The following is a 25,263-nucleotide window of genomic DNA, read 5'->3' as shown; positions in this document are numbered from 1 at the left end:
ACATACAATAAAAGGCTATCTAGAGGACTGTAAATGAAAAATAGTTGGTAGGTCAGTCTCCTTTTTTTCTTAGATCCGGATTGTAGAAAAGTGCTATTTGAAGTCGATCAAAATGGGCGGAGGGAAAATGGTTTTTTAAATAACCGGCCTGCACACTCAGATTTTTGGTTACATTAAAGCCCAACGCACCGTATAAACGATTTTGGCCAAAGATTTCGTTTTGTAGATTAAGAAATACTTCATCGTAAAAATTCAGAAAGAAAATCTTGGTCAACGGCAAGGTTACTTGTAAACGATATCTCGCCCTATGTTGCGTGTCCGTTTGCTCCCCAAAATCCAAAAAGCGTTGCTCCAATCGGTAACGATGCTCAAATCCAAATTTCCCGACTTTGTTTTTTAATATGAATTGTTGAAAAATCCGATGCTCCTTGGAATCCCTATCTCCTGGAAATTCATCAAAAGTACCGTCCGTTATGATATAGGCATAACCAAATGTAGCAATGGCATTTGGGTTTATATGATAATTGAGCCCGGTGCGTAACAACAATTGATTAAAGTTACTTAGCTGTTCGTAATATCTGGCCTGGGCCTCGGAATGGATACTTAATTTTTCGGATATTCTATTGGTGCCGAAATACATATGCCATGAGCCCCAATTGTCCTCGCCTGTTTCTTGGGCTAAAAGGGAAAAAGAAAAAATAAAGGCGATTAAGAGAACAACTTTTTTCATCTATTCAAAACTAAAGCGTTTAGTTTCCTTAAATGGAGACACCTCCAATTGTTGAATTTCATTTCTATAAGCCTTCCATTTATCATTAAAAAAGGTATTGGTCTTTTGTAAGGCATTTTTTAGGTCCTGCTCCGCAAATCGGATAAGTTTTCTTTCGGTTTCCGTGACTCCCGTTTTTCGGCTCTCCACATAGTTTCGTGCCGTGTTCAGGCGTTGTACAACCGTAATCTCGGGATTTCGGGTTATCCCTTGTCGCTTGTCTTCTTTTCCCAAATATAGGACAATAGTAGAATCTATTTGTTTTTGAATGGTTTTGGAGGCCTTTATTTCCTCCTTATATTTTTCCTTATCCATCTCCTTTAGTTCCTTCTCAAACTTCTTGGCGATATTTTTACTTTCTACCAATTGTTGTACGGCGTCTGCGGCAACTTGCGTCATTTTATCGAGGCTTTTAGAGGACTCATATGCCTCATTGATTGAGGCCATGGACACGTCCAACCTGGGATCTGATTTAACAGTAATGGTCGTTTCTTCGGAAATATCGCCGTAACTCATTTGTATTCGATAGTCTCCAGGTTTTACGGAGATGCCACCAGATTCATTTTTGTCCTTTTTGATTTTACGTGAGGGGCCGTCCGGCCCTTTTTCATCCATCTGCCAGTAGATGCGATGGAAACCGGCCTTTTCAGGCGTCTTATATTTTAGGGTTCGCATCAACCGTTCCCCGTCATAGAACTGAAACTGTATGGAATCCTTTTTCTGCACCCCGGACAATTTTGTTTTGTTTCCAGTCTGATTTTCAGTGGTCGATATTTGCTCTTCTTCGTCCCCGGCATTATTCTTATCTTCATTTGCTTTCTCTTTTTCATCCTTCTTTTTCCCTTCCTTCAAATAATAAGTAATCATGGCACCCTCTTTCCGGTTTTCCGCGTTGTAAAGTGCGTCTCCTCCAAACCGGCTCCCTGTAGGTTGTTGATAGACCGCCTGATAGGCCGCTGGCGGTTGGAACAATTTGGCATCCTTTTGTAGTATGGATTGATTGGAGGCTAAGGAACGTAAAGGGCGAATATCGTCCAGCACCCAGGCGGCACGTCCAAAAGTACCGATGACCAGATCGTGCTCCCGAGGATGAATGACCAGATCCTTAGTGGAAACTGTTGGGTAACCCTCGGTCCATTTTTGCCAGTTAGCACCGGCGTCCAGTGAGATATAAAGGCCATCATCCGTACCAAGAAACAAAAGGTTAGGGTTTTCAATATCCTCTACAATGGACAAGGTATAGCTTTCCACATCATTGGCATCCACAATACGTTCCCAGGTTTTGCCGTAATCTTTGGTACGATAGGCGTAAGGTATATAGTTAAAACGTCTGTAGTCATTGGCAATCAACAAAGCTTCCCCTTTGTTCTTATTGGAGGCCTTTATTTGGGGAATCCAACTGCCTTTGGGCAGTCCTTTGATATTGGCCGTTACCTCGGTCCAGCTTTCGCCGCCATTTTGGGTATAATGTAGCCTTCCATCATCGGTACTGGCCCACAGCATGTCCTTTTCCAACGGGGAAGGTTCCACCACCAAAATGGTACAATGGTTTTCGGCCCCGGTCGCATCCATGGTCAGCCCACCACTTTCATCCTGTTTCTGTTTTTCGGGGTCATTGGTCGTCAAGTCTGGCGAAATAATTTCCCATGTAAGCCCTTTGTCCGTGCTTTTATGCACAAATTGACTGCCAAAATAGACGGTACTATTATCAAAAGGATCTTGCCCTATTCCGGCATTCCAATTAAAACGTAATTTGGTCTCTGGATCCGGTGGCGTAGGACGTACGGTATAGTTATTCCCTGTTTTCCAATCGTATCTGGATACATAACCCTGTTGACTCATGGCGTAGCCAAATTGGGAATCGTCTTTATCTGGCACCACATCGAATCCATCGCCAAAGGCAATTTCTTGCCAATAACTATTGCGGATGCCCTGCCTTCGCCATGTATAGGCCGGTCCACGCCAAGAGCCATTATCCTGCATTCCGCCATATACGTTATATGGATACTCATCGTCCGTGCTGATGTGATAAAACTGGGCTACGGGAAGATTCCCGATGAAGCGCCAAGACTTCCCGCCATCTTTGGTAATGTTTACCCCGCCATCGTTCCCATCTAACATAAATTGGCCATTTTCGGGATGTATCCACCAAGCATGGTGATCCGGATGTACGCCATTATCTACCTGATAGGCAGGCATCAATTGTTTGAAGTTTTTTCCTCCATCCTCGGAAACATTCACATAGGTGAAAACAGAATATACCCTATTTTCATTCTGTGGATCTACATAGATTTCGGAATAGTAAAAAGGTCGGTTTCCAATATCCGGCTTGTCGTTGATTTTTTTCCATTTGAATCCACCATCCAAGGATTTGTAAAGTGCATTCTTTTTAGCCTCTACTAAGGCATAGACAATATTTGGTTTGTTGGCCGCAATCGCAATACCTATACGGCCCAATTCACCATTGGGCAACCCATCCTTTTCCGTGAGCCTTTTCCAGTTTTTACCCCCATCGTGGGTAATGTACAATCCGCTTCCTTCACCGCCGGATTTAAAAAACCAAGGGTCTCGCTTGTGTTCCCACATAGCGGCAATCAACTTATTGGGGTTTATGGGGTCCATAACCAAATCGGCCACCCCGGTCTTGTTGTTTACGAACAAAATGTTTTCCCAAGTTTCCCCGCCATCCGTTGTTTTAAAAACACCACGTTCCGGATGCTCGCCCCAAGGTGACCCGATAGCTCCGACATAAACTGTATTTGGGTCCATAGGGTCGATTTTGATGCGATGGATATGTCTGGTTTTTTCCAATCCCATGGATTGCCAACTTTTACCGCCGTCCAAGGATTTATAAACCCCATATCCTCCATTAAGACTGTTTCTGGGATTGCCTTCCCCGGTGCCTACCCAGATAACGGAAGGATTGGATTGCTGAATGGCGACCGCACCAATTGAAGCGGTTACCTCGTTGTCAAAAATAGGTTCCCATCGGATACCGCCGCTAGTTGATTTCCACAATCCGCCGGATGCAGTACCGACGTACATAATATCTGGATTGGAATGTATTACATCAATAGCCGTAACCCGCCCGCTCATTCCGGCCGGCCCTATATTTCGGGGCTTTAGATCTTGGATCAGGTCCATGGGAAATTTCTGGGCAAAAAGGGAAAATGATGCGAGAAGTATAGATAAAAAAAGTAATTTCTTCATCGGCTTTTGATTATAGATTTGTCGGCCAAAGATATCAAAAACAAAGAGGAATTGGTATAGTCCTAAAGGTTTGTCCCGGATTTTAAAAATCAGTTTTAATTTATCGTGATAAATGAAGTGATACCCCTATTTTTGGTAGTATCATAAACCGTATTCAATAAAAATTGAACGAAGAACAGCTCTTACATTTTTTTCAAAGAATCGATAAATTGACCTTGGATCAAAAACCATTGTTCGGGAAAATGAACGTACATCAAATGGTCTGCCATTGCGCTGATTTTTTCCGAATGGCAAAGGGCATAAAGCTAGCCGAGGAGTATGGCAAGGTAGATCCGGAGGAAATCAAATCGTTGGCCAGATTAGGAAAGACCGCACCTGCACCAAAAGGTTTTGGACAAGTTGAGGGAAATGGAACAAAACCGACTGAATTTGGAAAAGACAAGCTGATCTTGAAGGACTTCATCCTAGAATTTTCCAGACTTCCAGAAGACTATAATTTTGCTATACATCCCTATTTTGGAAAACTAACCCACAAGCGTTGGACGGGCTTGGCCATCTATCATCTTAATCATCATTTGGGGCAATTTAAGGTTTAGAAAATCCAATGGTTCAGTTTGTGTACCACATTTCTTTTGGGTCGGTAGGCTCACCTTTTCATATAGGTTTCATTATGGTTCAATATGGTGTTTGCAACCATGGTCAATGCGGCTGTCTTATTGGGGTCAAGAGACTTATCAATTTGTTTTTTTCCTACGGTCAAAAGCTCTTTAGCTTCGTTAGGATTCAATTCAAACCGTTTGGACTGGGTTTTGAACAAATCCTTTAAGACTGCAGTTTCTTCCTGTTTTGGGTATCGGCTTATTGCCAATCTAAACCCGTAAACCAATTGTTCGTCCAAGGAATTCCCACCTTCCTTTTGCATTCGTTCGGCCAAAACTTTGGATGCCTCTACAAACTGTATGTCGTTTAACAGCACTAAAGCCTGTAATGGAGTGTTCGTATTTTCCCTTTTTACCGTACAAATATCCCGAGAGGGAGCATCAAAAGCTAACATGGCCGGGTGCGGGGAGGAGCGTCTTATAAAAGTGTACAGTCCCCTTCTGTAAAGACTATCACCTGTGGATTCCTTATAACGCAACAGTTTATGGGAGAAATTACTCTTCTCTATCCACAGATTTCCGGGCTGGTAGGGGCGTACACTCTCCCCACCAACATGATTTACCAAAAGCCCGCTAGCGACCAACGCATTGTCACGAATGATTTCGGCCGGCATACGGTAGCTGTTACTACGGGCCAAGTATTCGTTGTTCGGGTCTTTTTCCATCATTTCAGGAGTCTTAAAAGAGGATTGTCGATAGGTGTGGGACATGACCATGGTCTTTAAAAGTTTTTTTACGTCCCAACCACTTTCAACAAAAAATAGGGATAACCAATCCAATAATTGTGGATGGGAAGGTAAAGCCCCTTGCACCCCAAAATCCTCAGGGGTACTAACGAGTCCTTTACCAAAAAGCATTTGCCAGTATCTGTTTACCGCTACTCTGGCCGTGAGGGGATTTTCTTTTGAAAATAGCCATTGGGCCAATCCTAACCTATTTTTAGGATACCCTTCAGGAAAATCTGGTAGCACTTCAGGAACAGCGGCAGCTACTTGATAAGTGGGCTGTTCATAGTCCCCACGGTTATAGGCATAAGTAGGTCTTTTTGTTGGCATTTCCTCCATGACCATGACCTCTGGAACGGTTTTCATTATTGACAACCATTCATTTCTAAGCTTTTTAAGACTCCGCTCAGCAGTTTTTACTTTCTCGGATTGGTTAAGCCAGTAGTCCGTTGCAGGTTCATTTGTTTTTATGGGCGACCCCATATCTTGATTATAAATGTATTTGACCTCCAAAGGGGTAACGGCTCTGTCATATAATCGAATATCGTCGATCTTCCCTTGAAAAAGCCCATTCTCTCCTGTTGAAAAACTATAATTCTGAGCTACTTTAATAGAACGGGTGTATAAGGTATGCTCCTTGTCCTTAATCGTTTTTATGCTTTTGTAAAGGCGATCATAAGGAACATCCACCAATTCTTCTTGACCGTCTATAAATAGTTTCAGTCCCTCGGCCTTCCCCGAACCATTATAGCTAAGGGCAACATGGTGCCATCTATGCTTTCGTATTGAATCTTTCGATCTAACATGTACGTAGTTGTGGGGCAATGAACTCACTAATCTGGCATTTAAGTGGTTGAGACTGTCCAGAAAAAAATCCCATCCCCGCCAAAGGCTATTTTTACCTCCCACCGTACCTACTAAGGTTTGGGTTTTTCCAGCCTCCCGTTTGGAGGTATTGATCCATAGGCTAGTTGAAAATTGATCGGTCCATTCAAAATTTCGGGCATCATCAATGTAGACTTCATCGTATTCCCCGGTAAACTGAAAAGCTTTGTCTTTCTTTCCTTCGATAAAGACTGGTTTTGCCTTAATGGTAACTTTAGGATTATCGTCTATGATGAACCTTCCTTTTGCATTGGTTTTCTGGGAGACTTTGTTGAACCTATAATGCCCAATTTGCCCATTTTCCTGAAAACTTTTGGGCAATGGTTTTGTGAAACTGTTGTGGTCACTCAGTTCTTTTTTGGTAGCTAATAGAACTTCTTCCTCATTGATAATATTGGTCTTTAGTTTTTTCAGGGTTTGTTCCGTTTCAGTGTCCATAAGGGGCAGCATAGGGCCAGAATTCACATCATTACCGGATACACCCAATTCTTTGATGTTGTCAAAAAAAGCGGTCATCTGAAAATAGTCTTTTTGCGAAATCGGGTCGAACTTATGATCATGGCATCGTGCACAGGCCACGGTTAGACCCATAAATGCCGTTCCCACCGTTTCCGTTCTATCCCATACATGACCTAGGCGATTTTCCTCATCAATTGCACCCCCCTCGCTGGTTATCGGATGATTGCGATTAAATGCCGTTGCCAATTTTTGTTCTTGGGAAGCACTGGGTAAAAGGTCGCCCGCGAGCTGCCAGGTAACAAATTGGTCATAAGGCATGTTTTCCTTAAACGCTTTAATGACCCAATCGCGCCAAGGCCACATCATACGCCATCCGTCGGCATGTTTTCCATGGGAATCCGCATAACGGGCTAAATCCATCCAATCCAGTGCTAAACGTTCGGCGTGGGCTTCGGTCAGTAGCAATTGGTCCACTACCTTTTCATATGCCTCGGGACTTTCATCTTTCAGAAAAGAATCGATTTGTGCAATGGTAGGGGGCAATCCGGTCAAATCAACGGACACCCTTCTCAATAAGCGTTCTTTGTCCGCCGCGGGGGATGGTTGAAAACCGTTTTGTTTTAGTCGACTTTGAACAAACAAATCAATTTCATTATGAGTTGTCCAATCTGTTGGTGTAGATTGAGGTATATCAGGTTTTTTCGGCTTGTCAAAGGCCCAATGGGATTTCCATTCGGCTCCTTGTTCCACCCATTTAAACAGTATTGCTTTTTCTTTGGCCGTCAACGAGAGATGGGATTCCGGTGGAGGCATCATGAATTCTGGATCATTGCTTAGAATACGAACAATGGTTTCGCTTTTCCCTGGTTTTCCAGAAACAAAGGCCCGGTTGCCACTGCCCAATTTCCTAAAAGCTTCTTCCTCCAGGTCTAAACGCAATTCGGCCTTTCGGGTATTTGCATCGGGTCCGTGGCAGGCAAAGCAACGGTCCGAAAGTATGGGCTTTACGTGAAAATTGAAATCAACGGTCTCGGGAAGTTCCGTGTATGCCACTTCCACTTCGCTTGGGATATCCGACGAACATGCTGAGAATATAAGAAGAAACCCCAAAAGTATAGGCCGAAGGCGCATTTTTTGTATGCTAGTGTTCACTTATAAAAATAGGGCATTTTTAGTTAATTGTTTTGAGGTCGTCAAGTTTCGGATTGTTTATGGAAGCTCAGAAGGTCAAATATAAACTACCCACGGAGTTCTATCGATGGATGGAGTTGGCACAATGGATAAAATCCTTAATCAAAAAGGTCTTTCCATTCAATACTCGGTGCCAGTACTTCTCAATATGTCGGATTACAAGTGCCGTGCCGGCATTATGGAATACGTATGGCGGCATCTCAGAGTGGTACATGGCGTTGGTAAGGTGCCGTACTAGGACAACATTACGTCCCAGTTTTACCTGGCCACGAATACCAAAGGTTGGGCCCAAAATGCACATATTGGTATGCATCCCACAAAGCACAATGTTTTTAACCCCCACACTTTCAAAATAATAATACATTTCTTGTCCACTGTCCGAATTAAAACGTAAAGCCCGCAATAGTTTCATATAGCCCGTAATTGATTTACTTAACCAGATATTCTTTCTTATAGGCTAGAGGAGTTCTTTTTGTAATCGCCTTGAACTGTCTGTTAAAATTGGATAAGGTATGAAACCCACTTTCATAACAAGCTTGGGAAGCGTTCATTTTTTTTTCGATCAATAGCTTACAGGCATGGCCGATGCGGATTTCACTAATAAACTCGGAAAATGTCTTGTTGGCGTGTACCCTAAAATACCTACTGAAAGACGTAGGTGTCATATTGGTCAGTTCGGCTAGCTCGGATACGGCTATCTTTCGTTTGAAATGTTTCATTACGTGCGCGTACACCTTGTTCATACGTTCGGTATCACCTTCCTTTAAGGAATTTGTATAACCCGGACTCGCCAATAACTCTATTTCATCAGTGTTGGCAATGCAATTGAGTAGTTTCAACAGTTCAAGAACACCATCAAAACCATCCAGGGTCAAAAGGTTCAAAAGCATTTTTCTGGATACTTCCGCCGTTTTTCCACTTACCTCTATTCCACGCAAGCTTTTTTTAAAGAGTTGCCTTAACTTAATGCCCTCCTCTTTTTGTAAAAGGTTTTCGCCAATAAAGCCCGAATGAAAGTACACTACGATACCTTCGCACCAAGTGGAACCCTCTTTCTGGGGACCTTCATGTTCACTGCGCCATAGATGGGGTAAATTGGGGCCGGTAAAGGTGAAATCACCCTCTTTAAAGGGTTTTATATTATCACCTATAAAGCGGGTGCCCCTTCCTTTTAGAACAGCAAAAAGCTGATACTCGGAATGAAAATGCCAGCTAGGATCAAAGACAGGATCCTTTAACACTTTGGCCACAAAGGTATGTGTATGGGGAATCGGTGATTTTTGTAAAGCAGACCTCAAATAGATGATGATTTTTTATCATATAAACCACTAATTTATCTGATAATTTGATATAAAACCAATTATATGATATAATACAGTCAAGATGAGATATTAGACGGTTCTTTTTTTTATGGATTTATGGGTAAAATTGGAATAAAAATATCTAGGCCATGGTCACTACTTCTATTGTACGGCTTTTTCGATTTCTTCTACTGACACTTTTCTTTTTTGGGTGTAATTCTTCTTCAAAGAAAAAAGTAGCGGACGATTCACCTAGAAGGATCGAGATCCTTTTTCTTGGCCATAATCATGAACACCATAATTCCCGGGCCTACATGCCGATTTTGGCCTCGGCCTTAACGCAGAGTGGTATCAATATTACGTATACCGAAAATGTGGACGACCTTAACCCGCAAAATTTGGACCTGTTCGATGGGCTGATTGTTTATGCCAATCATGAAAGTATAACGCCATCCCAAGAAAATGCGCTTCTTGAGTTTGTGGCCAAGGGCCGTGCCTTTATCCCCATACATTCCGCTAGTTTCTGTTTTAAAAATTCGAAGGCGTATATCAATTTGGTCGGCGCCCAATTCAAAGAGCATAAAACGGGAACCTTTACAGCCGTCATAAAGGATAAGGCACATCCGGCGATGCAATCGGTAAATGAATTTTCAACATGGGACGAAACTTATGTGCATGATAAGATTGTGGATGACATTACCGTTTTAATGGAGAGAGTGGAGGGAGACCACCATGAACCGTGGACCTGGGTAAAGGAGCATGGTAAAGGAAAGGTTTTTTACACCGCCTATGGCCATGACGAAAGAACATGGAATTCTCCTGGTTTTCAAAATTTGATTAAAGCTGGTATTCTATGGTCCGTAAATGCCAACGTCAAGAAAAATTGGGCAGAATTCTCAAAGGATATTCCAAAATTGACCTATAAAGAAATGGCAAATATCCCTAACTATGAAAAACGCGATCCCGTTCCCAAATATCAAATGCCATTATCTCCGGAAGAATCCATGAAGTTGATTCAGGTACCCGCTGGGTTTGGGCTTGAACTCTTCGCCTCCGAACCCGATATCATTAACCCCATAGCTATGAACTGGGACGAAAGGGGTAGGCTTTGGGTCATTGAAACGGTCGATTATCCCAATACGGTTAGAGACGATAAGGGACTGGGCGACGATAAAATAAAAATCTTGGAAGATACTGATGGCGATGGAAAATCTGATAAGATCACGATCTTTGCTGACAAATTGAATATTCCCACAAGTTTTACCTTTTCCAATGGCGGTATAATTGTTTCCCAAGCCCCTAATTTTTTGTTCTTAAAGGACACAAATGGAGATGATAAGGCGGACGTAAGGGAAATTATAATTGATGGTTGGGGCACCTTCGATACACATGCAGGACCTTCCAACCTACAAAACGGTATTGATAATAGGATTTATGGGGCTGTAGGATATTCAGGGTTCAAGGGCTCCATTTTTGGGGAAGATTACGAATTTGGGCAAGGAATCTATCGTTTTGGCCATTCCCTAAAAGATTTTGAATTTTTGACCTCTACAAGCAACAATACATGGGGATTGGGAATTACGGAGGATAACTCTATTTTCGCTTCAACAGCCAATAATACTCATAGCGTATTCATGGGCATCCCCAATGAATTGTTTAAGGATGTAGAAGGAATTACTATTCATGGAAGTACAAAAATAGACGGTCACTATGCTATACAAGCCATAACCCCTAATGTTAGGCAAGTAGATGTTTTTGGTGGATTTACAGCCGCTGCGGGACATCATTTTTACACGGCACGTGATTATCCAGAGGCCTATTGGAATAAAGTTGCCTTTGTCTGTGAACCAACAGGCGGGTTGGTACATATTGCTAAAATTAAAAATGACGGTGCCGGATATAGCGAAGAGGATGGAGGTAATTTGTTTGCCAGCTCAGATGAATGGGTATCTCCCGTTGAAGCAAAAGTTGGTCCGGACGGGGTCGTTTGGGTGGCGGATTGGTACAATTTCATAGTGCAGCACAATCCAACACCAAAAGTGGATAGGGGCGGATACGATGCCGAAAATGGAAAAGGCAATGCCTACGTCAACCCACTGCGCGATAAGTCAAGGGGACGTATATGGAGGGTAGTTTCCAAAACAGGAAAAAAGAAAGAACCCGTAACCTTGAACGGGGATGATTTAGAGGAATTGAAGGAAGCCCTTTCTAGCGACAATATGTTCTGGCGGCTCACCGCACAACGGCTGTTGGTCGAAAACGGGAGTACGGATATTCTGCCCCATTTGTACAAATTGGTAAAGAGTACCAGCGTCGATTCGGAGGGCTTTAACCATGGGGCGTTACATGCGCTATGGACAATTCAAGGTTTGGGTGTGAAGGAATCAGATCAAGAAGCTATTTCCGTGGTACAGGGAGCTTTGGAACATCCTGCGGCGGCAGTTAGGAAGGCTGCAATTCAGATACTTTCCAAAGGCGAACAAGTCGATGAGGCTTCGTTGATGTATATGGTTTTACGGGATAAAGATCCAGGGGTTCAAATGGCCGCTCTACTTTATTTTTCCGAAAGAAGCCCATCCGAAGAAATTGGACGAAAGCTCTATGAGCTAAGTCAGGAGGAAATTATTATGAAGGACAAATGGTTGTCTGAAGCTTTATATGTTGCGGCATCAAAACATGCCTCGGGCTTTATAGCGGCCTATCTTAGCGATAATCCGGGTTTTCAAAACCCTTCGGAAAATCTTGATGAGCAGAAAAAAATAGTTTTGAAGGGGGATGAGCTAGCGGAAACTTTTGCAAAGACCTATGTTGACAAGGTCAAAAAAATAGGAAATACTTCGGAAGATACATTGAGTAAAGCTACTCAAATCACTATTGGAACCATAAAAAATGAAATGAAGTTCGATATTACCGAGTTTGTAGTCGAAGCCGGTAAACCAGTCGAGCTTATTTTTGAGAATACTGATTTTATGCAACACAATTTGGTCATTGTTCAATCCGGGAATAAGGAAAAAGTTGGGAAGGCAGCAGACCAATTGGCGACACACCCTTCCGGAGCGGAGAAAAACTATATTCCTGAAATGCCCGAAGTACTTTTTGCAACGGCCATCGTGGATCCAGAAGAAAAAGTGGTCTTACACTTTATGGCTCCGACCAAACCAGGAAATTATCCATATATCTGTACATTTCCGGGACATTGGCGGATTATGCAAGGTGTTATGAAAGTTGTGGCAAGCAAATAATATGATAAATAAAATTCGATATGGTGTAAGCACCTGGCTATGGCAATCACCTTTTACAACTGAATCTGTGGCCCTTTTTCCAAAGATCAAGGCCATGGGTTTTGATATGGTAGAAATTCCAGTGGAAGACCCTGAATTAATAGATGGAGTTTTGGTGAAAGAGGCATTACTGGCAAATGGATTGGAGGCAATTGTTTGCGGTGTCTTTGGCCCGACCAAGGATTTTACCCATGAAGACGTTGGTGTTCATGAAAATTGCTTCAGGTACATAGAAAAGTGTTTTCGATTATGCAATCAATGGGAGACGGATTTTTTGGCGGGCCCCATGTACGCAGCGGTCGGTAAGGCAAGACACATATCCAAGGAACAGCGAAAAATTGAATGGGAGAGGGCAGTGACCAATCTCGACAAGGTATGCACTATTGCTAATGGTTATGGACTTTCCATTGCACTCGAACCTCTGAATCGTTTTGAATCCGATTTAATAAATACCGCTGAGGATATAATGCATTTGATAAAGGATATCAATCAAAACAATGCAAAAGTGTTGTTGGATGGATTTCATATGACCATCGAGGAAAAGAATATCAAAGAAGCCATAAAAAGGGTAGGTGATAGGCTGATCCATGTGCAGGTTTCCGAAAATCACAGGGGAGTTCCGGGTACCGGTCTGACACCTTGGAACGATTTTAAAATGGCCCTCGTCGATATCGATTATGAAGGAGCCATTGTAATAGAAAGTTTTACACCTGAAATAAAGGAATTGGCAGCTGCTGTCTGCATTTGGAAAAATTTAGCGGCCAATCAGGACGAATTTGCATCAGAAGGCCTTCAATTTTTAAAAAAAATATTTAATTCTTAAAATTATGAATGCCAAAAAAGTAAACATAGCAATCATAGGTCTAGGATTTGGGGCAGAGTTCATCCCCATCTATCAAAAACACCCTAATGCAAACCTGGTGGCCATTTGCCAACGCAACGAAACCAAGTTGAACGAATTGGGAGATACCTTTGGTATCAAAAAAAGATATACTTCCTACGATGATCTGTTGTTGGATATGGAAATCGACGCCGTACATATCAATACTCCTATTCCCGATCACGGTTTACAATCCATAAAAGCCCTGAAAGCCGGAAAACATGTAGCCTGCACGGTACCCATGGCCACCACTGTTGAAGAGTGTATGGAAATTGTAGAGCTGACCCAAAAAAAGGGGTTGACTTATATGATGATGGAAACGGTGGTATATGCGCGCGAGTTTCTATATATGAAGGAACTCTATGAGCAGGGGCAATTGGGTAAGATACAATTCTTAAAGGCAAGCCATCAACAGGATATGGACGGGTGGCCCAATTATTGGCCCGGGTTGCCGCCTATGCATTATGCAACCCATTGTGTCGGACCTGTTTTGGCACTTACAAGGGGAGAGGCAGAATACGTTTCGTGTTTTGGTTCGGGGACGATCCGGGAAGAGTTGATAGCACATTACAACTCACCTTTTGCAGTGGAGACTACACATATCAAGTTTAGAAATTCCGATTTAAGTGCACAAGTATATCGCTCATTGTTCGATGTGGCCCGCCAGTATAGGGAAAGTTTTGAAGTATATGGTTCCAAGAAGTCCGTTGAATGGCCTTTGATCGAGGGGAAGCCATTGGTAGTGCACACAGCGAAAAGACCGGAACCGGAAATACCTGAAGAGATCGAGAGTCCCGATTTCGCAAAATTGCTACCGCCGGAAATACAGCACTTTACCACCCAAGGAGTGTATGACTCGGATGAGCATCAGCACCTTTCCTTTACTCAAGGTGCCGGACATGGTGGCTCACACCCGCATCTGGTACATGAATTTATACATGCCTTGCTAGAGAATAAATCACCTTACCCCAATGCAAAACAGTCGGCAAATATAACCTGTGTTGGGATATTGGCCCATGAATCGGCCTTAAAAGGCGGCGAGATAATTAAACTACCAGAATTCACTTTATCTTAGAATATCACTTCAAAAAGGTAGCGAAAATAAAATCTCTGCCAGAATGGGTTAGCTTAGGATTTCTTTGCTTTTGACCATGTATTGTATAAAAGATGGGCACAAGCTACTTGGCATACATTTGCTTTAATAAGATCAAAGCCCCAAACTATCCATTTTTGATTCCTCATACCTACCGTCCTCGGCAGGATAACGTAGCATACTTTCATATCCGCCCGATTCCTTGGCTAAGGACCATATCAGGCTTTCGCCCGCAGGAACACGGGAAGGAAGTGTTTCAAAAATTTTATCCTTGAAAGCTACCGGGGCATCGATAATTTCCCAGCCTTCCTCCTTGAATCTGGCTATTAAATCCTCTAGGAAGAGGGCAGAAGTAAGATTATGGTGCAAAAGCAGGGTGTGGTTTATATTTCTGCCGGTGAGTTCATAGGATAGTGTTTCGTAAAAGTTGGCCCTATCCATTATGTGTTCCAAATAATATTCCCTGAATTTTGATACTTCGGCCTTATCGATTCCCAACTTTTTAATTTTTCTAATAAGCCTCCCATTTATATACCAGTCGGAGGCATCTATGGTTACATGTCCATTCCTGTAACCATGTTTCGAAAGCACATTTCGGATTCCATCTATTTTCTCCCATGTAGCCCCTTCCTTTAGATACGGGAATCTAAATAGCTTTTGATAGTTGCTGTACCCGGATATAATAGCATCCGTATCCAAAAGCTCTTTTTCAAAGTCATCAATGGAAAGGTCTTCCGAATGGAAACTTGGGTGGCTAAACGTATGGTTCGCAATACTATGGCCTTTGTCATTCCAGCTCTGGAGCAAATATTTTCCTTTTTGATCGGACTTGTTGGCCCCGGTAACGAAAAAAACAGATTTCACTTCCGCCTTATCCAATGAGGATAAGATCATTTGGTTCCACTGCTTAAATGGATAATTCAAAATGTCGGTCGTTATGCCATCGTCGAAAGTGAAACTTACTTTAGGTCTATTCAGTTCTTTTGGGACATGATTGGGTTCGATTGATTTGTTTTCGGGACTTCCCTTGCAACTTAATACCAGGGACAAAAGAATTACAAAAAGGGCCGTGTACGACTTCATTGCTAGGAATGGGGTTTATGTAATTAAAAGAGTATTAAACCTTTGAATGGCGGTGGCATAAAATCATTGATTCAAAAACTTGAGGTAGAAAAGGAAAATAAATTGCATTCTACCCGATAGGTATATATTCAGTTATTCCGCATTTTTTCCGCAATTTCCCCTAGCCTTTGGTCAATAGCTTCTTTGGAATGCCATTTCCCTTGCCGCATTACCCCGAAAATCTGCTGTAAGGCATCCAAGTTTTCCAAGGGATTGGCATCAACGATAATTACGTCGGCGTCCAAACCTTCTTTGATTTCACCAAATTGATCGTCCATCCCAAAATAGATGGCCGGATTTATCGTGCCGGATTGCAAAATTTCCAAAGGCGTAAGCCCAGCATCTTCCATGGCATCGATTTCATGATGGATGGAGAACCCGGGTACGTTGAACAATTGCGGAGCATCGGAACCTAGCAACATACCGTGGCCGCCATCCTGCAGTTTCTTCATCAGTTGTCTGCGAATCGCATCAAATTGCTTCCATTGATCGGCATCAAATCCCGAGTCCGGTCCTGTTGATTGTTCTTTCCGCGTTCTCCATTCATCCAAGGTCTCTTCGGTTATATATCGCATTTCTGGCTGCGCTAAAAGTTCTTCACCATTGGTCGGGGCGAACCATCTTGTGAACAGACTTTGAGTAGGTACGATCCAGACCTTGTTTTCCTTGGACATCTTTACCAGTTGGTCAATCCTGGTGGTATCGGCCAGAGGAGTAAAATTGTAACCAAAAAAACCGTTTTGATCGGGTTTGACATTTGCCGTTTCGGGGACCAATCCTTCCAAAAATCCGTCTACATGGTCTATGGAGGCATATTTGCTTTTTAGGGCATGTCGGATACCGACATCTACAGGAACATGTCCGGCAAATTGGATTCCTACCTCATTTGAAGTACGGACAATTTGATCGAACACCTCCAATTGGATACCTGGATGGATTTTGAGAAAATCGTACCCCGCTTTTTGATAGGCCGTAACCTTGGAAATGGCCTCTTCCCTAGAGGTGACCGTATTGCCATTTAACGACGGACTCGACGTAAATATCCTGGGACTAGTTATTACGCCAGTTTTGGCTTTTTCCCGGAGCTCCAAATGGGAGGGATGTCCCAACATACCACGGATTGTGGTGATACCGTTAGAGAGATAGAGAAAAAGCACATCTTCGGTACGTTCGCTGGAGGTTGGGGGAGAAGGGATATGGGCATGCATCTCGGCCAATCCCGGCAGCATAAATTTTCCTTTACCGGCTATTTTGGTTTGATAACTCTCCGCATTTTCAATGTTTCCGGAAATCCCTTGAATTTTACCGGAATCAATGACCACTTGTTGGTTTTCCAAAATTTTGCCATTACGTAGGTTTACGATGTTCACATCCGATACAAGGATCGCTGTTGGACTTGTTGTTTGCTGTGCTTGATTACAGGCCGCTAGAAGTAGGGCGGCTAGAATGAAGTTGATGTTCTTCATGACCTTGAATTTTGATTTCTTGATTTTATATTAGCTCTGCAAAGTCTTATGATTTCCGCTATCCGTATTTTTCGGGTCTCTTCCCTTTTCGCCTGTTTTAGCCAATACAGATAACTCTTTCGCTGTCCCCGGGTAAAGTTTTGATAATTCTCAAAAGCTTTTTTGTTTCTATTAAAGGCTTTTTGCAAATCTTGGGGCACTATCCCGTTTTCCACATCATCCAGGGCAGTCCATGAACCATCCTTTTTGGCAGCTTCAATTTTTTTTAAACCACTCTCATGCATTAATCCCTTACCGGTCAGTTCTTCTATGTAATCCTTATTGATTTTGCTCCAAACACTTTTCGGTTTTCTGGGGCAGAAATACTGTCGCCGTTTGCCGTTTCCCAGACTTTTAACGGTACTATCTATCCAACCATAGCACAAGGCAACACGTACGGCCTCCTCCCATCGCATACTGTCTTTCTCGTGGGCCACGGTATAGAAAATCAGATAGATGCCATTTGAGACTAAGTGATTTTCATGCAACCAATTCCGCCATTCGGTATCGTTCTTAAAATAGTGCTCTTGAATATCTTTCATAATTTTTATCCAACTGCGGCATTATTCTTAAAAATACTACATTATCCTTTATCAATTTGGTAAATCGAAACGGTAATCCTTATTTTTAGAAATTATAAAAAAATGAAACGAATTATAGTAAGATGAAGAAAACTTCTTTTTTGGCCATGCTGGCATTAGCGGGACTTATGATTATGGGATGTGGAAACAAGCGCAAGGGAGAGCCAAAGGTCCTGGTATTCTCCAAGACTATGGGCTTTAAGCACGCCTCCATTCCTGCGGGTATAGCGGCCATTCAAAAACTGGGCGAGGAAAACGGCTTTGCCGTTGACAGTACCAAGAATGCCGATTTATTTACGGATGAAAACTTGGAGCAATACTCGGCCATAGTTTTTTTAAGTACCACCGGTAATATTCTGGACCATAAGCAAGAGGCCGCTTTTGAACGTTACATCCAGGCAGGTGGAGGCTTTGTTGGCGTACATGCCGCTGCGGATACCGAGTATGATTGGGGTTGGTACAACAAATTGGTCGGCGCTCATTTCCAAAGTCACCCGCCTGGGACACCAGAGGCCGATTTTATCATTAAGGACAGGAGTTTTATAGCTACCCAACATTTTACGGATTCCATCTGGCGTAGAACGGACGAACTGTATAATTACAAAAAAATAAACCCGGAAGTCAATGTTCTTATGACCGTGGATGAATCTACCTATGAAGGGGGCACTAATGGTGATTTTCACCCCATTGCCTGGCACCATGAGTTTGATGGGGGGCGTGCATTCTACACTGGGGGCGGTCATACGGAGGAAAGTTATTCCGAAGAAAAGTTCCTGCAACATGTTTTAGGCGGTATCCAATATGCTATTGGCGATAACTCACAATTGGATTATAGTAAAGCAACTACTCAGATACCACCGGATATCGATCGTTTTTCAAAGGTTCCCTTAACGGTAGGGGAGTTTTTTGAACCCACGGAAATGGCCATCCTTCCAAACCATGATGTGATAATAGGACAGCGAAGAGGGGAAATATTGGTGTATAGCGATGCCACAAAGGAACTCAAGGAAGTAGCAAAGTTGGATGTATATCACAAGACCTTGAACACACCTGGGGTAAATGCGGAAGAAGGCCTCATGGGATTACAAAAAGATCCCAACTATGCAGCGAATAACTGGATTTATGTTTTCTATGCCCCAACAGGTAACGAGTCAGTAAATAGACTGTCCCGATTTAAATACAAGGATGGGGTTTTTGATTTGGCCTCGGAGCAAAAAATATTGGATGTGGGAAGTCAGCGGGAAATCTGCTGCCATACCGGCGGATCCATTGCGTTCGATGGAAATGGGTTGCTCTATCTTTCCACGGGAGACAATTCCACCCCTTTCAATGAAAAGGATGTGAAATATGTAAATAGTGGTTATGCGCCTTTAAATGATATTCCGGGGCATAAACAATACGACGCTCGTCGCTCTTCAGGTAACACCAATGACCTTCGTGGGAAAATTTTACGGATCAAGGTTAACGAAGATGGTAGCTATGATATTCCAGAAGGAAACCTTTTTCCGGTCGGGATGGAAAAAACTCGCCCCGAAATTTATACCATGGGTCATAGGAACCCCTACCGGATTTCCGTGGATAAGAAGAATGGTTATTTGTATTGGGGCGATGTGGGCCCGGATGCAAGAGCGGATAGTCTGGAGACCCGTGGACATAGAGGGTATGATGAAATGAACCAGGCCCGCGAGGCGGGGAATTTTGGATGGCCATTATTCATTGCGGACAACAAACCCTATGTGGACTATGATTATGAGACTGGGGATAGTGGAATGACCTTTGATCCCGAAAAGCCTATTAACGATTCCAGGAACAATACTGGTTTGAGGGAATTGCCGCCGGCTCAACCCGCCTATGTATTCTATCCCTATGTGGACACCAATGACTTTCCCCAGGTAGGTACCGGTGGCCGAAACGCCATGGCAGGGCCGACCTACTATTCGGATATGTATCCCAATGGAGGAGGACTCCCCGATTATTATGATGGCAAGGTAATTATTTACGATTGGATGCGGGGCTGGATGAAGGCCGTTACACTTTTTGAGGACGGCACTTTCAATAAAATGGAACCTTTTGCCCCGGATATTGAAGTGAACAACTTGATCGACGTGGAAATGGGCCCGGACGGTAGAATGTATTTGTTGGAATATGGTAGTGGATGGTTCCGCCAGAATGAGGATTCTGGGCTGAGCTATATCGAATACAATGGCGGAAACCGTCCTCCCCTTATCGATAATCTCATTGTGGATCATACATCCGGAAAATTACCGCTTAGCATAAAGGCCAATGTGGAAGCCCGTGATCGTGAAAAAGATTCGGTCACCTATATCTGGAATTTGGGCAACGGTGAACAAAAGGAAACCCAAGAGCCCGAAATAAACCATACCTATTCCGAAGCAGGGGAATATAAGGTATCGGTTGAAGTAAAGGATGACAAAGGGGAATCTGCCCAAAGTGAAGTAGTCTCCGTTGTGGCTGGAAATTCCAGGCCAGAGGTCGCTATCGATTTAAAGGGAGGCAATTCCTCATTTTTCCTTCAAGGTGTTCCCGTAAGCTATGAAGTGTCCGTAAGCGATGCGGATGGAGACCCGATTGACGAGTCCAATATATTTGTCTCGGTGGACTATATGGAAAGTTTGGATGAGGTTAATATGTCTTTGGGGCACCAACAAGTTTCGGCTGCGGTAACCGGTAAGGCATTGACCCAGGGTATGGACTGTAAGACCTGTCATAAGGAAGCCGAAGCTTCCATCGGTCCAAATTATACGGATGTGGCAAAGAAATATCTAAAAGACCCTAATGCCATGTCCTATTTGCAGAATAAAATCATTGCCGGTGGTGGCGGTGTTTGGGGAGAGGTAGTTATGCCTGCTCACCCCAATGTTACAAAAAGCGAGGCCCGTCAGATTACGGAGTACATCATGTCCTTGGCAGCAAATGAGGCCGAGGAGCAGTCTCTGCCAACTTCTGGAATGCTAAACCCCAAACCCACAAAAGGGGCGAATGTAATGGTCTTGACCGCTAGTTATACCGACAATGGAGCGGATGGGACTATTCCCCTTACCGGTGTAAAGTCGGTAGCTTTACAGGGAAGTACGGTTCCTTTTTCCGATAAAACAAAATCTGACGGTTTTACACCCATTGCCTTTAATGGTATGGATATGCTCATTTTACCGGAAGGGGAAGGATGGTTTGTCCTTGAGGATATTGATTTGAAGGGAGTTCGTTCCGCCAACCTAACGGCTGGATGGCAAGAACCTCCTAAGGCCGGACTCGATTTTGAACTTCGTCTAAACACTCCGGATGGTAAACTTCTAGGAAAGGGCAGTATGCCTGCACCAGTGGCAGGACAGCCTGGTGGAATGGTACCTATTGCCTTCAATGGGGCAGTTGATGTTAAGGCTGAGGAAATCTACTTTATCTATAAGCCCAATGGTAAAGACAGAGGCGCCGCACCTGTGGCTTTAATGAATGTCACTTTTGGTAGTGGAACACCTTAATTTCAAGAGAAACTAACAACAGGTTTTGGTAAAGTTCCAGCTTTGCCAAGACCTTTTATTTTCTTTCAGCCCTTATATAAAAATTCCGGTCGATTTTAAAAGTCGATAGTTCCCCTTCCAAAGTTTCCGTTTTCCAATCTTGGTTTGGGAAAAGCCAATGAGGCTGGTCTTCAACCAAGATTCGAATGGGCATATCAAAGCCCGAAACAATATCGGTATATCTATATTTGATGGTATCCCCCTCGATGGTATATTCCAATTTTGGAATCATGGTGGTACGCAGATATTGATCAAAAAAGGCGGACAGGTCTTTCTCCGTTTTCTCACTTAGATAATCCTCAATTTGTTTCGTAGTGACCGTTTGATGATAAAAGTCCCTGTTTAGCCCACGAAGGGTTTTCCGCCATACATCATCATCTTCCACAAGTTGTCGGAGTGTATGCAGCATATTGGCCCCCTTGTAGTACATATCACCACTACCTTCATGGTTGACATCGTACTTACCGATGATGGGACGGTCATTTTTAATGTTGGAACGGGTCCCGATTACGTAATCGGCAGCGGCTTTCTTACCATGATAATAGTCCAGGAACAAGTTTTCGGAATAAGCCGTAAAGCCCTCATGGATCCACATGTCCGCAATGTCCTTATAGGTAATATTATTGGCGAACCATTCGTGTCCTGCCTCGTGAATAATAATAAAATCGAACTTTAGGCCCCATCCCGTCCCCGAAAGATCTTGTCCCAAATACCCGTTTTGATATTTATTGCCGTAGGTGACCGAACTCTGATGTTCCATGCCCAAATAGGGGACTTCCACCAGTTTAAACCCATCCTTATAAAAAGGGTAGGGGCCAAACCAATGCTCAAAAGCTTTCATCATCTGGGGAGCCTGTTGGAATTGCTTTTGTGCCTTGTCGAAGTTTTGTGGTAGTACATAGTAATCTAAAGTTAACGGCCCGGCCTCTCCTTGATATGTAGTTCCAAAATGTTTATAATCGGCAATATTTATGTTCACTCCATAATTATTAATGGGGTTGCCCACAAACCAATGATAGGTTTTTGTTCTTTCATCTTCCTCAATTTTAAGCAGCCTTCCATTGGAGACGTCCATAAGATTTTTGGGTACGGTAATGCTAATGGCCATACTGTCTACTTCATCGTACATATGGTCTTTGTTGGGCCACCAAACGCTCGCTCCCAGACCTTGATTGGATGTGGCTACGAAATACTTGCCCCTACTATCCTTTTTCCAGGAAAAACCGCCATCCCAAGGAGCGTTGACCGCTTCTTTGGGATAGCCTGAATAATGCACGACAATTTCATTGAACTCACCGGGTTGCTGGGATTTTTCCAGCTGTACAAAATGGGCATTCCCATTAGATTCTACTTTTAGTTTTTTTCCGTCCTGGGTCACTTTTTCAATGTGGAGCGGGGGTTGTAGGTCTACCTGTAGGGTTTGCTTGGGCTCCAAAACCTTGTAACGAATGGTATTGCTGCCAGAAATATATTTGTGGTCCGGTTGTACTTCTACATCCAAATGGTAATAGTTGAGATCCCACCAAGCTCGCTCAGGTGTAATACTGCCACGCAGCGTATCTTGTTCGGTAAAAGTCTGACCAAAGGTCGCCATTGATGTCAATGCAACTATAAATATCTGGAAATGTCTATTTTTCATAATATATCTTGAGTGTTAATGCAACTAGAGCTCCAAATGTATTTGAATTTATTGTATCATTCGTTGTGAATACCCAACTCGCTCTTTCATTTCCTTTGGAAGCTTTAAATCCAAAATATGTGCCATAACAACTTGGGCCTATGAGATTTGGACTTCAACCTACTTTTTAGTCGCAAACCTACTTAAGAGTTCCCGTACTTTTTTAGTGTTCTCTACAAAAAACCGAGCCTGTGTTTTTTGTTGCCCCACTTTTACGGTAATGGTGCTTTTGGGAAGTTCTTGAAACATAAACTCATCCGTCCAATCATCCCCAATGGCAAAGACAAAATCATATTCATCCTCACCCAAAACCCGCACGGTGGCTCTCCCTTTGTTCACATTGCTACTCTTTACTTCCATAACCTTATTCCCGTTAAGTACACTAATGTCATCATTGCCTATGAGACTGGTAAGCACGGTATTCAGTTCGGTAGCCCTAAGATTTCCAAAGTCCGGATCGGTCTTACGATAATGCCAGGCCATGGAATAATTTTTTTCTTCTATGAAACTTCCCGGAGTGCGATCTACAAAAGACTCCAGTACAGGACGGATTTTTTCCATCCAATCATTTTTTACATTTTCGAGCATCCGGAACGGTTCCCCGTCTTTGGAAATCCATACCCCATGCTCCACAATCATATTGTATTTTTTGGGAAGGAACCAACGGGTAAAAGTTTCCTTGTCACGACCGCTGACCAAATACATTTCGGTATCTTCCTGCTCATGTATCTGATCCAAAAGTTGATACAACTCCTGATCGGGATTTGCCTTTTGGGGATCGTTGTGAAATCCCGCCAAGGTTCCATCATAGTCCAGGAACAGAAGTCGTTTTTTCGCGGCCGTATAATCGCTTAGAATTCCGTTGAGTAGATTATCCGTCATCCTTTTGGAAATGTTTGCGACATCACGATTTTTTTGAGCTTTTAAGGAGCTCATAAAACTGTTGGCCCATTTTTCCACGTTGTAACGCTCCAAACGTTTTTGAAGCACTTTGTTTCGGGCTTGTTGTTCTTCCTTGGGCATATTGATAGCTGTATACAATGTGTCCGCTATTTGCTCAAAGTTGTTAGGGTTGATCAAAAGAGATTCATTCATTTCATTGGCAGATCCTGCCATTTCACTGAGGATAAGCACTCCAGTCTGATCGGTCCGCGTAGCAATATATTCCTTGGCCACCAGATTCATTCCGTCCCTTAAGGGGGTAAGCCAAGCGATGTCACAGGAAGTATACAGATCTATTAAACTATCAAAGGGAAGCGATCGGTAAAAGTACCATATCGGTGTCCAATTCACTGTAGCCAACTCCCCATTAATACGGCCAACCAGTTCATCTACCTCCTTTTTAAGCAGCTGATATTGAGGTACGTTAGATCGGGAAGGAACCGCCAAAATAATAAGACGGACCTTTTCTTTGTATTGGGGATATTTATTCAAAAAATATTCAAAGGCATTCAGGCGTTTGGCAATTCCCTTGGAGTAATCCAAACGGTCAATGGATAGAAGAAACTTCCCATCAGGGGTAGACTTCTTATGCTTGTCCAATCGTTGTTGCAGATCCGATTGTCTCTCCGGCTTTTTTTGGCTATGTTCTTGGGCCGCGCTGCTGAATTTTTTATAATCGATGCCCATGGGAAAGGAATCGACCTTAATAATTCGATTGTCCAAATAAATATCATTGAAGCTCACTTCTAATCCAAGCAACCTTCTGACCGAGCTCAAAAAATGACGTTCATAGTCGTAGGTATGAAACCCAATAAGATCGGAACCTAAAAGCCCCTCTAAAATTTCCTCACGCCAAGGTAATGTCCTAAAAATTTCAAACGAAGGGAAAGGGATATGCAGAAAGAAACCAATGGATATATCCGGCCGCTCATTTCTTACCATCTGGGGCACAAGCATCAATTGATAATCATGTATCCAAATGGTATCCTCATCACTTGCATTTTGCAGAATAGTATCTGCAAATTTTTGATTCACATCTTTGTAAACGTTCCAGTAGTCCAGTTCAAATTCGGAATATTCCAAAAAATAGTGGAATAAAGGCCAGATGGTACGGTTGCTAAAACCGAAATAGAATCCGTCTACTTCTTTTTTGGTCAACTTTACTTTGGACGAACCGTGTTTCGCAAGTGCCTCGTCAATTTTAGGGGCAAGTTCTTCCGGAATTTCCTCATTGGTAAGTCCGCTCCAGCCAATCCAAAGGCTATCCCCGCCTGAATGTACAGATTTCATTCCCGTGGCCAACCCTCCAACACTTGGTATGGCCGTAATGTCACCATTGCTAATTTGTAATTGTACGGGTAGTCTATTTGAGATTATGATAGTTTTGCCCATGAAATGGATGTTTTTAGCGTGTTTTACTTTTAATTTTTCTAAATTTCGTCAAAT

At 43.0% G+C, this 25,263-nt stretch carries 15 protein-coding genes; 5 read left to right on the top strand and 10 right to left on the bottom strand.

What is annotated here, in order from left to right; all coding sequences use genetic code 11:
- Positions 1-52: 52 nt before the first annotated feature.
- Both ACP2AF_RS18075 and ACP2AF_RS18070 read right to left on the bottom strand, forming a co-directional pair.
- On the bottom strand, positions 53-730 hold the full coding sequence (locus ACP2AF_RS18075) for a DUF2490 domain-containing protein (RefSeq protein WP_425237543.1): 678 nt from the start codon (positions 728-730) through the stop codon (positions 53-55).
- The gene (locus ACP2AF_RS18070; RefSeq protein ID WP_425237542.1) at positions 731-3,979 is read right to left on the bottom strand and encodes a VPS10 domain-containing protein; all 3,249 of its coding nucleotides are present in this window, start codon (positions 3,977-3,979) and stop codon (positions 731-733) included.
- Between the two features lie 164 nt (positions 3,980-4,143).
- Here ACP2AF_RS18070 and ACP2AF_RS18065 point away from each other — a divergent pair, with 164 nt between their 5' ends.
- On the top strand, positions 4,144-4,575 hold the full coding sequence (locus ACP2AF_RS18065; protein WP_425237541.1) for a DinB family protein: 432 nt from the start codon (positions 4,144-4,146) through the stop codon (positions 4,573-4,575).
- A 50-nt stretch (positions 4,576-4,625) separates the two neighbouring features.
- On the opposite strand, the gene ACP2AF_RS18060 is transcribed toward ACP2AF_RS18065, so the two are convergent.
- The 3 genes from ACP2AF_RS18060 to ACP2AF_RS18050 form a co-directional block, all read right to left on the bottom strand.
- Positions 4,626-7,760: a DUF1553 domain-containing protein gene (locus ACP2AF_RS18060; protein ID WP_425237540.1), complete on the bottom strand. Its 3,135-nt coding sequence runs from the start codon at positions 7,758-7,760 to the stop codon at positions 4,626-4,628.
- A gap of 199 nt (positions 7,761-7,959) precedes the next feature.
- Complete coding sequence (locus tag ACP2AF_RS18055; protein ID WP_425237539.1) at positions 7,960-8,310, bottom strand: hypothetical protein; 351 nt, start codon at positions 8,308-8,310, stop codon at positions 7,960-7,962.
- 16 nt (positions 8,311-8,326) lie between these two features.
- A complete protein-coding gene (locus tag ACP2AF_RS18050; RefSeq protein WP_425237538.1) occupies positions 8,327-9,196 on the bottom strand; it encodes an AraC family transcriptional regulator in 870 nt (289 codons plus the stop codon).
- A gap of 152 nt (positions 9,197-9,348) precedes the next feature.
- On the opposite strand from ACP2AF_RS18050, the gene ACP2AF_RS18045 reads away from it, so the two are divergent.
- Genes ACP2AF_RS18045 through ACP2AF_RS18035 form a run of 3 tightly spaced genes read left to right on the top strand, consistent with a single transcriptional unit; the run spans position 9,349 to position 14,435 of the window.
- Positions 9,349-12,441, top strand: a complete 3,093-nt coding sequence (locus tag ACP2AF_RS18045; RefSeq protein WP_425237537.1) for a PVC-type heme-binding CxxCH protein — start codon at positions 9,349-9,351, stop codon at positions 12,439-12,441.
- Between the two features lies 1 nt (position 12,442).
- Complete coding sequence (locus ACP2AF_RS18040; protein WP_425237536.1) at positions 12,443-13,303, top strand: sugar phosphate isomerase/epimerase family protein; 861 nt, start codon at positions 12,443-12,445, stop codon at positions 13,301-13,303.
- Between the two features lie 4 nt (positions 13,304-13,307).
- Positions 13,308-14,435, top strand: coding sequence for a Gfo/Idh/MocA family protein (locus ACP2AF_RS18035; protein WP_425237535.1), 1,128 nt, complete (start codon positions 13,308-13,310; stop codon positions 14,433-14,435).
- Positions 14,436-14,567: 132 nt separating this feature from the next.
- Here the strand turns inward: ACP2AF_RS18035 and ACP2AF_RS18030 are convergent, their stop codons facing one another.
- The 3 genes from ACP2AF_RS18030 to ACP2AF_RS18020 all read right to left on the bottom strand — a co-directional run bounded on the left by ACP2AF_RS18030 (position 14,568) and on the right by ACP2AF_RS18020 (position 17,622).
- A complete protein-coding gene (locus ACP2AF_RS18030; protein ID WP_425237534.1) occupies positions 14,568-15,536 on the bottom strand; it encodes a polysaccharide deacetylase family protein in 969 nt (322 codons plus the stop codon).
- Between the two features lie 128 nt (positions 15,537-15,664).
- A complete protein-coding gene (locus tag ACP2AF_RS18025) occupies positions 15,665-17,041 on the bottom strand; it encodes an amidohydrolase family protein (protein WP_425237533.1) in 1,377 nt (458 codons plus the stop codon).
- Complete coding sequence (locus tag ACP2AF_RS18020) at positions 17,038-17,622, bottom strand: YdeI/OmpD-associated family protein (protein ID WP_425237532.1); 585 nt, start codon at positions 17,620-17,622, stop codon at positions 17,038-17,040. Before ACP2AF_RS18020 ends, ACP2AF_RS18025 begins: the two co-directional genes overlap by 4 nt.
- A 122-nt stretch (positions 17,623-17,744) precedes the next feature.
- Between ACP2AF_RS18020 and ACP2AF_RS18015 the strand changes: the two genes are divergently transcribed.
- Positions 17,745-21,158, top strand: coding sequence for a ThuA domain-containing protein (locus tag ACP2AF_RS18015; protein ID WP_425237531.1), 3,414 nt, complete (start codon positions 17,745-17,747; stop codon positions 21,156-21,158).
- A gap of 55 nt (positions 21,159-21,213) precedes the next feature.
- Here ACP2AF_RS18015 and ACP2AF_RS18010 read toward each other — a convergent pair whose 3' ends face one another.
- Positions 21,214-22,836, bottom strand: coding sequence for a M1 family metallopeptidase (locus tag ACP2AF_RS18010; RefSeq protein WP_425237530.1), 1,623 nt, complete (start codon positions 22,834-22,836; stop codon positions 21,214-21,216).
- A 159-nt stretch (positions 22,837-22,995) separates the two neighbouring features.
- The gene (locus ACP2AF_RS18005; RefSeq protein ID WP_425237529.1) at positions 22,996-25,209 is read right to left on the bottom strand and encodes a bifunctional alpha,alpha-trehalose-phosphate synthase (UDP-forming)/trehalose-phosphatase; all 2,214 of its coding nucleotides are present in this window, start codon (positions 25,207-25,209) and stop codon (positions 22,996-22,998) included.
- Positions 25,210-25,263: the final 54 nt, after the last annotated feature.

The organism is Ulvibacterium sp. (assembly GCF_965248315.1).
Taxonomy (GTDB): Bacteria; Bacteroidota; Bacteroidia; order Flavobacteriales; family Flavobacteriaceae; genus Ulvibacterium.
Note: the sequence above shows the minus strand (reverse complement) of the source record. Positions and strands in the feature narration are given on the sequence as shown.

Coding starts and splice junctions, on each gene's coding strand:
- ACP2AF_RS18075 (WP_425237543.1), bottom strand. CDS start 730: ATGAAAAAAGTTGTTCTCTTAATCGCCTTTATTTTTTCTTTTTCCCTT.
- ACP2AF_RS18070 (WP_425237542.1), bottom strand. CDS start 3,979: ATGAAGAAATTACTTTTTTTATCTATACTTCTCGCATCATTTTCCCTT.
- ACP2AF_RS18055 (WP_425237539.1), bottom strand. CDS start 8,310: ATGAAACTATTGCGGGCTTTACGTTTTAATTCGGACAGTGGACAAGAA.
- ACP2AF_RS18045 (WP_425237537.1), top strand. CDS start 9,349: ATGGTCACTACTTCTATTGTACGGCTTTTTCGATTTCTTCTACTGACA.
- ACP2AF_RS18040 (WP_425237536.1), top strand. CDS start 12,443: ATGATAAATAAAATTCGATATGGTGTAAGCACCTGGCTATGGCAATCA.
- ACP2AF_RS18035 (WP_425237535.1), top strand. CDS start 13,308: ATGAATGCCAAAAAAGTAAACATAGCAATCATAGGTCTAGGATTTGGG.
- ACP2AF_RS18030 (WP_425237534.1), bottom strand. CDS start 15,536: ATGAAGTCGTACACGGCCCTTTTTGTAATTCTTTTGTCCCTGGTATTA.
- ACP2AF_RS18025 (WP_425237533.1), bottom strand. CDS start 17,041: ATGAAGAACATCAACTTCATTCTAGCCGCCCTACTTCTAGCGGCCTGT.
- ACP2AF_RS18020 (WP_425237532.1), bottom strand. CDS start 17,622: ATGAAAGATATTCAAGAGCACTATTTTAAGAACGATACCGAATGGCGG.
- ACP2AF_RS18015 (WP_425237531.1), top strand. CDS start 17,745: ATGAAGAAAACTTCTTTTTTGGCCATGCTGGCATTAGCGGGACTTATG.
- ACP2AF_RS18010 (WP_425237530.1), bottom strand. CDS start 22,836: ATGAAAAATAGACATTTCCAGATATTTATAGTTGCATTGACATCAATG.
- ACP2AF_RS18005 (WP_425237529.1), bottom strand. CDS start 25,209: ATGGGCAAAACTATCATAATCTCAAATAGACTACCCGTACAATTACAA.